5 protein-coding genes are annotated in these 11,965 nt (G+C 43.6%); 4 read left to right on the top strand and 1 reads right to left on the bottom strand.

The genetic code is table 11. The annotated features are described in order from the left end of the window. Positions 1-203: 203 nt before the first annotated feature. Both RH949_RS11740 and RH949_RS11735 read left to right on the top strand, forming a co-directional pair. Positions 204-2,804 carry a CHAT domain-containing protein gene (locus tag RH949_RS11740; protein WP_446353255.1) on the top strand — a complete coding sequence of 867 codons (2,601 nt, stop codon included), beginning with the start codon at positions 204-206 and terminating at the stop codon, positions 2,802-2,804. A 493-nt stretch (positions 2,805-3,297) separates the two neighbouring features. Next, complete coding sequence (locus RH949_RS11735; protein ID WP_446353253.1) at positions 3,298-3,885, top strand: DUF928 domain-containing protein; 588 nt, start codon at positions 3,298-3,300, stop codon at positions 3,883-3,885. Between the two features lie 115 nt (positions 3,886-4,000). On the opposite strand, the gene RH949_RS11730 is transcribed toward RH949_RS11735, so the two are convergent. After that, entirely contained in the window at positions 4,001-6,706 is a 2,706-nt protein-coding gene (locus RH949_RS11730) for a CHASE2 domain-containing protein (RefSeq protein ID WP_446353251.1), read from the bottom strand. 737 nt (positions 6,707-7,443) lie between these two features. On the opposite strand from RH949_RS11730, the gene RH949_RS11725 reads away from it, so the two are divergent. Both RH949_RS11725 and RH949_RS11720 read left to right on the top strand, forming a co-directional pair. Continuing rightward, positions 7,444-10,794 (top strand): ATP-binding protein, encoded by a 3,351-nt coding sequence (locus tag RH949_RS11725; protein ID WP_446353249.1) that lies wholly within the window; start codon positions 7,444-7,446, stop codon positions 10,792-10,794. 412 nt (positions 10,795-11,206) lie between these two features. Continuing rightward, the gene (locus RH949_RS11720; RefSeq protein ID WP_446353247.1) at positions 11,207-11,626 is read left to right on the top strand and encodes a hypothetical protein; all 420 of its coding nucleotides are present in this window, start codon (positions 11,207-11,209) and stop codon (positions 11,624-11,626) included. Positions 11,627-11,965 lie beyond the last annotated feature (339 nt).

Raw genomic sequence — 11,965 nt, 5'->3', positions numbered from 1 at the left:
ATTAGTAGCGAGCAAGATGCAAAGCCTGCGGCATGGCTTCGCTTAACGCACTACAAGGCTTTCGCCGTTATTGATATTAAGAAAAAGGGAAAACTTAATGAGAGCATACGAAGTATGGGCGAGGTCTTCTCGCCGAGTAGGATAAAGGTTTAAGGGTAACGAAACTTGCTCTGATTGAGACGCTTAAATTCAGGATGGGATCTATGGGATGGTTGGGAAGACGTGCTAGGAAGCGACTACTATTTTTCGGATTAGCCTGGTTAACTATTGTGGCGGTAATCGCCTCTCCTGTCGCCCTGGGAAATGCCTCGACTCTCCTTCAGTCGGATATCATACAACAGGACTCTCATCTGGCTCAATCTCTTGATCCAGTAAGCCGATTAAGCCAAGGTAAAACTGACTATGATCGGGGACGCTTTGCTGATGCAGTACTGGCGTGGCAAGCGGCGGAACAGGTTTACCAACAAGCAGGCGATCGCATTAACCAGGCAATCAGTTTAAATTATCTGTCCCTTGCCTATCAACATCTGGGACAGTGGGAACAGGCAAAGGCGGCGATTGAGGAAAGTCTGAACCTCCTACCCACTCCCACTGATCCTGCACTCTTGGCACAAGTATTAAATACCAAAGGCAGTCTGCAATTGGCAACCGGACAATCGGAAGCTGCGTTGCAAACTTGGAAAGCCGCCGAGACAGCTTACTCCCAGGATGATGATGCTATCGGGGTTTTAGGGTGTCAAATCAATCAGGCGCAAGCCTTGCAAAGCTTGGGAATGTTTCGACGATCGCAACAAGTCTTAGAACGGGTACAGCAAGCGCTAACGCTACAGCCGGATTCGCTAATTAAAGCCACCGGATTACGCAGCTTGGGGATGGTTTGGCAAGCGATTGGAGAATTAGATGATGCCCAAAACGTGCTTAACCAGAGTTTAGCGATCGCGCAAACCCTCAATTCTCCCGCTGATATCAGCGCCGCTTTCTTGAATCTGGGTAATACGGCACGAGTGTTAGGCGATCGGGATGCCGCGATAAATTATTACCATAAAGCGGCAAAAACGGCAACCAATTCCTTAAACCAACTCGAAGCCCAACTCAACCAATTTAAGTTACTGATTAGTCAACAGCCGTTTAATCAAGCCCAAGATTTATTTACCCCAATTCAGCACAATCTCTCCCAATTATCTCCCAGTCGATATGCTATCTATGCTCAGGTGAATTGGGCAGAAAGTTTAATCGAACTCCTAGACAATTCAGCGGGATATTCTCCAGAATCTATCACATCAGAAGACATCGCTCAACTCCTCGCCAAAACCATTGCTCAAGCTAAAGCATTAAATGACACCCGCGCTGAATCCTTAGCTCTAGGAACCCTAGGAAAACTCTATAAAACCAACCAACAAGGGTTAGAAGCTCAACGTTTAATCCAACAAGCCCTATTCTTTTCCAAAACCATTAACGCCAGAGATATTTCCTATCAATGGCAATGGCAACTGACCCAACTTTATCAGCAAAATGGAGACCTGAAAGCCGCGATTACTGCGAATCAAGACGCCTTTGATCTGCTACAATCGATTCGGGGAGATTTAGTCGCGATGAATCCCGATGTGCAGTTTTCGTTTCAAGAACAAATTGAACCCATCTACCGGAATTTAGTCCGTCTCTTATTACAAAGTTCCTCACCCGATAATCTCAAGCAGGCGCGTAATGTGATTGAATCCCTCCAGTTAGCCGAACTAGAGAACTACTTTCGTGCCTCCTGCTTAAATGCTAAAGCCGAGCAAATTGATACGGTTATTGAGGACAGCGATACCCAAACAGCGGTGATTTATCCGATTATTTTACCTGACCGGATCGCGGTGATTCTTTCCTTACCTGGACAACCCTTAGAAACTTATAGCACCGAGTTATCCCAAGCTGAGATTGAACAGACGGTGAATCAACTGCGACAGTCAATGAATATCGCCTATTCCAACCGCAAACGGCTGGCTATTTCTCAAACCATTTATGACTGGTTGATTCGACCAATAGAAACTCAGTTAGCTCAACAGGATATTAAAACTTTAGTCTTTGTTCTCGATGGCGTGTTGCGGAATGTACCAATGGCGGCACTTCATGATGGTCAACAGTATTTAATCGAGAAGTATAGCATTGCCTTAACACCAGGATTACAATTACTCGAACCGCGATCGCTCACCCAATTTCAACTGCGCTCACTTACCGCCGGATTAAGTCAAGCACGTCTGGGGTTTTCGGCATTACCGGCTGTGGAAGATGAAATTGAGCAAGTGAGTATCAATATTCCATCCACTGTTCTTTTAAATCAAGCCTTTACTAGCACTGCATTAGAGAACAAAATTAACACACTTCCGGTGAGTGTGGTTCACCTGGCTACCCATGGTCAATTTAGTTCTAACCCAGAAGATACCTTTATCCTCACCTGGGATAAACGGTTGAATGCCAATACCTTATCTCAACTCCTCAAGGGTAAAAACCAAGACAATACTCCCCCGATTGAACTCCTGGTTCTCAGTGCTTGTCAAACCGCAAATGGCGATCAACGAGCGGCGTTAGGATTAGCAGGATTAGCTGTGCGATCGGGAACCCGTAGTACTATTGGTACGTTATGGTCTGTTAAAGATCAATCGACGGCTCAGGCGATGATTCAACTGTATAACAATTTAACTCAACCTGATATTAATCGCGCTGAAGCCTTGCGACAAGCTCAGTTATTTCTACTCCAACAAGATAAATACAAACATCCCTACTACTGGGCACCTTTTATTTTAGTTGGCAATTGGTTATAAGCTGTCATGCATTTAAATTGGGAATGGGTAGCGAGCAAGATGCTCAATGTAGCGAGCAAGATGCTCAATGTAGCGAGCAAGATGCTCGCACTACGGCAAGGATTTCGCCATTATTGACATTAAGGTTTAAATGCCGAACAGCTTAAGTCATTTATGATTTGTCATTTATGATTTGTCATTTATGATTTGTCATTCGTCATTTGTCATTTGTTCATTGTTGATTGGTAATCCTCTTCCCCCTCTTCCCCATCTCCCCCATCTCCCCCATCTCCCCCAGCTCCGCCAGTCCCTCTGTCTTCTGCCTTTTAGTAGATGCTATTGTCGCTAAATGTTATAATACGACTTTCAGACAACTCCATAAATAGGGTGATAGCAATTTGGGAATGTCTTGCTGAAAAAACAGTTAAATCTTCAGGCGGATAGAACTTCACTGAAACGACTCTATCTATAGAACAACTGTATCAATTTTAGACCCCTGTACAAGGTTATACCCATGAAACCCTGGCGATTTTTTAGTATAAAGTGGCTGAGTTGGCATTTCCCCTTACTTCTATTGTCGATCACGCTATCTTTAGAATTGGCGATTGTTCCTCATCTGGTTGCCCAAACTCAAGCTGTGAAAAAGCCGAGTAATACTCAAGCACCTGTGCCACCTGGAGATGGCAGTCCCGATGATACAACAGGAGCAGGAACTCGTGATGGCGGTCATTGTACAAACGATAATGCCACGGCAGATGAACCCGGATTTTCGGTTCTAGCGCCAGTTGAGAGTGAAACGATCGCGCAACGTCCTACCTTCTCACTGTACATCCCGGAAACGGCAGCACAGAAGGTGTTTTTTAGTTTAAAGAATGCTGAGAACGAAGAAGAGTATGATTACCAAACCATCATCACTTTACCAACAACAGCAATAGGGAATGAGTTTAGCTTCCCTTTACCCGAAGATGCGCCTGATCTAAAGACAAATACGCCATATCAATGGTCGATCAGCTTAATTTGTCAACAGTCTCTTGATCCTAATGACCCGACTTTACATGGCATAATTGAGCGCGTTGAATCTCAACAAATTACTGTAAATTAAGAGTATTTGTCATTGGTCATTGGTCATTTGTTGTTGAGACGGGGCGGGTTTAGTTAAGTTATCGGTTTGTAGTAAAATGTTAGCCGTAAAACCCGCCCCTACACGCCTATTACCCCTATTCCCTATTCGGGAGACATTTTTCAATCAAGGCGTGATTGCTTTCGCGTTCTGACTTTTTCAGATATTCTAGAGCAATCCGTACAGCCGCCGGAGATGTGGAGTAGTCTTGGGCGAGTAACTCCAGAATGCGACGGAGTTGGAGTTTTTCGATTTGCTTGCTGGTAAACCAAGACAGTGCGATCGCGGATAGAGTTAATCCTAGGATTGGCGGAATCACAGGTATCCACCACCCCTGTAAGAAGGCGTTATAGGCGATGGCGACTAATACTAAACCTGCGATCGCAATTCCCAACGCCACCCTCTGAGGAGACTGTAACCGCCAACTTAATACTGTACCGATTAAAGACCACACCAAAACCCACAACCCCTCTTGGAATTCACTCCATGTCAGGATTAGGGGACGATTATCGAGGGCTGCACTTAAAATCTGGCTGGTTAAATTAGCATGAACCACTACACCCGCCATCCCTTGTGGTGTGCGAGACAAACTCCCACTGTAAGGGGTATAGAAAAAATCCTTCAGGCTAGTTGCGATCGCGCCAATTAAAATAACCCGTCCGGTAAACCCATTATCACGCTTTAAGTCTACGGGAATCCGATTTTCTAGTAAATCGGTAAGCGAGATGGTGTAAAAATCCTCTAACCTGCCACGATAGTTTAATAGGATCTGATAACCCCCAGTATTCACCCGCACATAGCCGCCATCATTTTTATCCAACGGTGAAAAAATTGCCTGACCCAATTGCCAATGATGCTGTGCTTGAGTTTGAGGTGTAATTCCTTGGGTTTCTAGATAGTGCAATGCTAGTTTTAAGCTGAAACTCAGGTGAAGTTTATCGCCGCGTTTAACAGATATTAACCCTCGGCGGACTTTGCCATCTGCATCCAATACCATATCCACAAAACCGATTTGCCCCGACTGGTTTAACGTGGGAGGGGGATTCACGGAATTACCAACAACTTTTTCGGCACCAATCAGATTAGGAGTAGACTGAAATAGCTCAACTAATTCTTGATGTCCAGGTTCGACAGGTAAATCTCGATACACATCTAAACCAATCACACGCGGATTGTCTGCATTTAATCGAGTAATTGCCTCTGCTAACACCGCATCGGGGAGGGGCCACTGTCCAACTTGAGTGATATCGTTTTCATCAATGGTGACAATTACAATCCGTGGATCAGGGGGTTCTAAGGGGCGAACTTGGAAAAACTGATCCAACACATCCCATTCTAAACCTTGCAACAATCCGGTTAAACGTAACAGAATTACCAGAGTAGTTGTGCTAAGGCTGATCACGCCAATCCATCCGCGCCACAGTCGATGTCTGATTGGTTCGGTTTTAGCTTTCTTGGTCGCCGATGACAGCAGAGAATTGGCTTTTTCAATCGCTTTGAGGGCGTTCTGAATGTCACGTCGATTTAATTCTTGACTCGCGGCTAAAAACTGATAATCTAAATCACTCAAACTTTTATTCTGCGACCAGGTTAATGCCTCTCTTAACGCTTCTCCTTGTAGTAGGTGGGCTTGCTTCTGTTTTCTGGAGGTAATCCAGGCGTTGAAAGCCTCAGCATAAGGACGCAGGGAAACTAATTTTTTCGTTACCCAGACTTGATTAAATACTTCTTGATAAATTCTATTTTTTACCTGTAATATACCCTGATTTTTAACCAACAAACCCGACAATAAAAGTTCAGTTACTTCTCGCGAGTCATCCGCCTCAATCTCCACACATTGTAACACCTGCTGATAAATGCCCAGCATTCTACCCGTCCGTTGACCATTCCCTTGAATGCGATTCTGAATCGTTCTCAAATGTTCCGGATCATCCTGAGACGCCCAGTTATTAATGATGCGCGATCGCACCAGGTTTTCTACCCACCTATATTCTTGATTTGGCAGGATGATCAGGCTTTCCGGTTCTGTATTTTCTGCCGCTTTCCAGACTAAATTACACAGCTTTTGGGTAAGAAATGGCTGACCCGATGTCCACGCTAAAATTGATTTAACAATTGTCTCTGGATTATCAACGTTTCCCGCTAAGCCTTGAATCAGGGGTTGCACTTCTTCCAGTTTAAACCCCTGCAGTTCTATGGCTTGACCAATATTAAATGAAGTCCGGCTGCGATCGCGAATTAAGTCTGAGGGTGCAGCGACACCAAAGAAGGCAAAGACAATCCGATTATAGTCAGGATTAATAGCGCGTTGATTATAGCAAAAGCGAATTAAAGCCCAAAAATCATCAATGGGGAAATTAATACTCAGGATTCGATCAATTTCATCCATAAAAATGACCAATCGTTCACTGGAAAATTGACCGAGCAAAGCCTCTTCAATAAACTGACTGCATCGTTGCAAAAATGAGAGATCGTCTCGCTCTTTCCACCAGGTTTTTAAATGAATTTTTTCCCGCAGATTGAACGCCAACCATAACTGCGTGACAACGCCTTTATACCACTGCACAGGGGTTGTATATTCGCCACCAATTGTGGTCATATCCAGAACTCCACAGCGGAATCCTTCAGCTTCCAGGCGATACTTTGTTCTGACAAGGAGAGAGGATTTGCCCATTTGTCGAGGGCTAAGGACATGACAAAATTCACCTGCTTTCACCGCCTGATAAAGTTGGGCGTCTGCTTGTCGCACCACATAGGTAGGATCATCATGTCTGAGACTACCGCCAACTTGGTAATTTGTCATTTGTCATTCGTCATTTGTTATTTGTCATTCGTCATTCGTCATTCGTCATTTGTTATTCATCAATAAAAAGTTATAGTTATATTGTCGGTGCGGATGTAGGGGCGGATGTAGGGGCGGATGTAGGGGCGGATGTAGGGGCGGGTTTAGGGAATAAATTCAGCTATTCACCAATAACGGAAAAACAAAACCCGCCCTTCTTCAACTAGATGGTTACCAATAACGGAAAAACAAAACCCGCCCTTCTTCAACCTAGATGGTTACCAATAACGGAAAAACAAAACCCGCCCTCCCCACCAATAACGGAAAAACAAAACCCGCCCTTATTAATAGTTCAGGATAACTCCTCGAATATAAAAATTAAAATAGGTAAAAAATCATAAAAGTTGAGGATCTTTGTAAACTTTATTCAAAAAGCATCAATGAGACATTTTGTCAATTCCTAAAAATTGGTTAGTTAACTAGAACCTGGAGTAAGAAAGTTAGTAGAAATCAATCCAACTATATTAATTTTTGTAAATATACTTCAAACCCTTACATAAGACATAAGACAATCCCCACGATTAACTGTAAATTTTCCCACCTACTTATCGGTTCATTGTGGCATAAAGACCATTGCCTTGTCGGGTGAGCCAACCAACTCCGCAAGAGTAGATTTACAGATGTATAGATGCTGCCAACTCTGTCCGCTTGCCTCACAATAGGAATAGTATAGCAGCAATCACAACAGGGACTCTACTATGACTAGGGGTGCATGGATAAAGCAACGGTGGGAGCAATGGCGCTCACATCGGCTACCTCAAAAACCTCGACTTTCTTATCTAGGCGCATTTATTTTAACACTATTCAGTTGCCTAGTCGTCTACACGGTATCTGGTTCAGCTCAATCTCCAGTCGCGCCAGTTTCATCGTCACTGATAGAAATCACTCAGGGATGGCAATATCATTGGGGTGATTTTTCTCAACAACAACCCAGGGTTTTAGAAGGAACGCAGAATCAGATATTGTCTGAACAATGGCAATCATTTCAGTTTCCCGGAAAAATCCGCAAACCAAGCCATAAAAATATCCAGATTCTGTGGTTGCGTGTACCCTTACCCGCTGGAGAATGGCACTCCCCGACTCTCTATTTTGGCGCTGTACCTTATATATTAGATGTATATTTAGGAGAGCAACATCTCTATAATCAATGGTCACTCAATGCTGCCAATCAAGCCACCCTAACAGACTATCAATTGCCACTCGTTCAACTTGAGCCAGGATTTCAGCATCAAACTCTCTTGTTTCGGGTGTATGTCGGAGAAAATGCTTCAATTTATATCGGATTGTTTGATCGCGTTGTCTTGGGTAATCACAATACTGTAATTAAACGTTTCTTTCAACAACAAAGCCATACATTACTCGGCATTCTATTTTTTGCATTAGGATTAATTATTCTAGGATTGTCTTTAAGCCGCCCCGAAAAAAAATCATACTTTTACTTTGGTGTTTTAACAACGATGATCGGGATATATACCCTATCGCGGTCTTTTTTTATCCCTGTCTTTATTAATCATCTAGAAGCCTTACGGTTCTGGGAATATACATCATTCTATCTGATTCCTGTAAGTGGTTGTCTTTTCTTTCAAGAAATGTTTAAGATGAGATGCCAGCCTATTATTCGCCATCTCTGGAAAATTCATCTGGCTTATGCGGTAGCCGCGTTAACCTTAGTCACCACTCACACCTTTTCTTGGAGTCAAACCGTCACTTTGGCTCAATTCTTGTTTTTAGCTAGTGCGATAATTATTTTAACTAAGTCGGTGCAAATTTCTCTGGCGGGTAACGTTGAAGCCAAACTCTTTACATTAGGGTTTGGTCTGCTTACTCTATCTGCCATGAATGATATTTTGATTTATCGCCTAGAGTGGGTAAATTGGTATCAAAAACTTTATCCTTGGGGAACATTACTTTTTATTCTTACCTTGGGCGTTATGTTAGAGCGTCAATTCATCCAAGCGCGTAACCTGCTGCAAAACTATGCCATAGAATTAGAAACTAAAAATACTGCATTACAGCGACTCGATCAGCTTAAGGATGAATTTTTAGCGAACACGTCTCATGAACTCAAAACTCCCTTGAATGGAATCATTGGCATTGCCGAATCATTGATGGATGGAGTAACAGGAAACCTATCGGATGCGACTCGGTTTAACTTGTCGCTCATTGTTTCCAGTGGCAGACGATTGCACCAGTTGGTTAATGATTTACTCGATTTCTCGCAACTCAAACACCATAACCTGCAACTGAATATTAAACCCGTCGGAATTCGAGAAGTTACCCATGTGGTTTTAACCATTTCTCAACCGCTGGTGGGTAAGAAACCGATCGAGTTAATCAATGGCATTAATCCGGATATTCCCCCGGTTGATGCCGATGAAAATCGTGTCCAGCAGATTTTATACAACTTAGTCAGCAATGCAATTAAGTTTACGGAACAGGGAACAATTGAAGTTTCAGCAACGCCAGTCAATGATAGGCTGGAAATCCATGTAGTTGACACTGGAATTGGCATTTCACCGGACAAAATTAATCGCATTTTTGAATCCTTTGAACAAGCCGATGGTTCCATTACTCGCCACTATGGAGGAACGGGATTAGGTTTAGCAATTACCAAACAACTGGTTGAACTTCACGGTGGTATAATTAAGGTTGACTCTACGCCAGGAGTGGGGTCACGTTTTACATTTACACTACCTTTATCTCAGGGTAAGGTTGATTATCAATCATCCATCGAAGTCTCTAAGGTGCAAGATTATACACCGCGAACTGTTAGCCCCGATCGCATTCTCATCGCTCAAGAGGCGGCTGTCACGCCAGAGGGAACCTTCCACATTTTAATTGTGGATGATGAACCCACGAATCTTCAGGTCATTGTTAATCATCTGTCGTTGCAAAATTATGCGATTACCCAAGCCTCTAGTGCCTTGGAAGCGTTAGAGTTGATTCGCTTAGGGTTCAAACCGGATCTGATTTTGCTAGATATAATGATGCCGCAGATGACGGGGTATGAACTGTGTAAAAAACTGCGGGAACAATTTCTCCCCAATGAACTACCGATTGTCTTGTTAACGGCGAAAAACCAGATTTCTGATTTGGTGGAGGGATTTGCAGTTGGAGCGAATGATTATTTAACCAAGCCTGTGTTAAAGAATGAACTATTAGCCCGGATTAAAACCCATCTCCGCTTAGCTAAAATCAATGCCGCTTACGGACGGTTTGTCCCTTATGAATTTCTGCAATTTTTGGAACGAGAAAGTATTGTGGATGTGCAATTAGGGGATCAGGTGCAAAAAGAAATGTCTATTTTATTTGCCGATATTCGTTCATTTACCAGTTTGTCGGAACAATTATCACCGAAAGCAAATTTTGATTTTCTGAATTCATATTTAGGTCGTGTGAGTCCCGTAATTCGCAATTATCGTGGATTTATTGATAAATATATTGGTGATGCGGTAATGGCATTATTTCCCCAGATGGCTGATGATGCAGTACAAGCGGCAATTGAGATGCAAAAGCAAGTCAGTTTGTATAATGCTCACCGTCAAACCTGTGGGTATGAACCGATTGCAATTGGGATTGGTTTGCATACAGGGAGTTTAATGTTGGGAACGGTGGGAGAGTCTCAGCGAATGGATACAACAGTGATTTCGGATGCGGTGAATTTAGCCTCGCGTTTGGAGGGATTAACTAAGGTTTTTGGGGTGGAGATTTTAATTAGCGAAGAAACGTTAAATGGGTTGACAAATGCTCACCATTATAGTTATCGTTTCTTAGGTCGAGTGACGGTGAAAGGAAAACTCCAACCGATCGCGATCTTTGAGGTGTTTGATGGTAACCCGCCGCCACTGATTAAACTAAAGCGACAAACTCGGACGGAGTTTGAACGGGGTGTGCATCTGTATGTAGAGAAAGAGTATACCCAAGCGCAGCAGGTTTTCACTCAACTGTGGCAATGGGACGATCGCGATCGCGTGGTTCAATTTTACCAGCAGCGTTGTCAGCAAGCCGAGCGATCTGGAGTCTCGGAGGTGGATATTATTATTCGGTAGTGATTGTCGGGATTGTCGGGATGATCGCGGTTGTAGGGGCGAGTCGCTGCTCAAATATGGTGGTGTGAGAATTAACCTATCTCGACTCGCCCCTTTACAGATACCTGGCGGGGGGCGACCCAATAGAATTAATAGGTGGCGGTGTGAATTGTGTGCAGCGGGTCGCCCCTACAGTGTTTATCTGGTTTTGATCTGGGGTCAATTATCTTTTCATCCTTTGCCCATTTAGAACTAACGCCTCTCTCTGTGAAATCAGTGTTACGATCCCCAACTTGTTTTTGGACAGCCCAAGGCAACTTCTGGCGATTTGCGGTGTTCAATTGCCTAGGGCAGAAAATATCATTGAAGTATACAGCATCACATCTCAAGAGCTGGAGAGTTTTGCTTCATCAAAACATGCGGGGGTGAATCTATGAAACGCTCTATCAGTCAACAAGACACAATTAATGTTTGTTCCACCATACACTGTCCCTTTTTCGAGAGTCAATGTTCTGTCTCTGAAAGTTGTCCCAAGTATTATGAATCCTATCACTGTCATCTAGCCAGTGTCTTTGCCTTTCATTCGGATGGACATTGGTTGTTTACCGCCAATCAACATGAACTGCGCCATATCCAACAGGTTAACGATAGCTGGATTACTCACCATCATTCTATATTAGGGCTACCAGAGGATAGGCAAGACAGTACACCAACACAAACTCATCTACCTTCTCTCCAATGCGACTATCCGCATATCGAGAATGATGCATTCCAAAATTCGCCGGAAATGACTCAGAATGTCTCTCCAATCAGTATTAGTCTGCTGGATTCTATTGAATTTGAGGAGTATTGAATGTGAACGATTGACGCTTACTCGTCAGGAAAGTATAGGGTGTTGAAGCCCTGACTGCAAGCTAGTTAGAGATATTCAGCATCATCGTGCGATCGCAAGCTTGTCATAGCGTTGTGACAAGCCTGTCACAGATAGGGATTATGCTGATATAGAGGAGTTGAGATTCCTTTCGTTGACATCCTCACCGACCTAAAAGGACGGTGATTCCTACCAATCAAACAGGTTTAACTGAATGTATTTTCGGTGGGTTGACGGCTCAACGCACACTGCCTCAGATGAGGTCTTACACGCACTCCCCGTCCGTTTAGAGTCGTGGGTCTGCCCGACCCCGACTTGTTC

It is taken from the genome of Coleofasciculus sp. A1-SPW-01 (genome assembly GCF_040217205.1).
GTDB classification, from domain to species: Bacteria; Cyanobacteriota; Cyanobacteriia; order Cyanobacteriales; family Coleofasciculaceae; genus Coleofasciculus; species Coleofasciculus chthonoplastes_A.
This window is presented reverse-complemented; position numbering and strand designations above follow the sequence as displayed.

Coding starts and splice junctions, on each gene's coding strand:
- RH949_RS11740 (WP_446353255.1), top strand. CDS start 204: ATGGGATGGTTGGGAAGACGTGCTAGGAAGCGACTACTATTTTTCGGA.
- RH949_RS11735 (WP_446353253.1), top strand. CDS start 3,298: ATGAAACCCTGGCGATTTTTTAGTATAAAGTGGCTGAGTTGGCATTTC.
- RH949_RS11730 (WP_446353251.1), bottom strand. CDS start 6,706: ATGACAAATTACCAAGTTGGCGGTAGTCTCAGACATGATGATCCTACC.
- RH949_RS11725 (WP_446353249.1), top strand. CDS start 7,444: ATGACTAGGGGTGCATGGATAAAGCAACGGTGGGAGCAATGGCGCTCA.
- RH949_RS11720 (WP_446353247.1), top strand. CDS start 11,207: ATGAAACGCTCTATCAGTCAACAAGACACAATTAATGTTTGTTCCACC.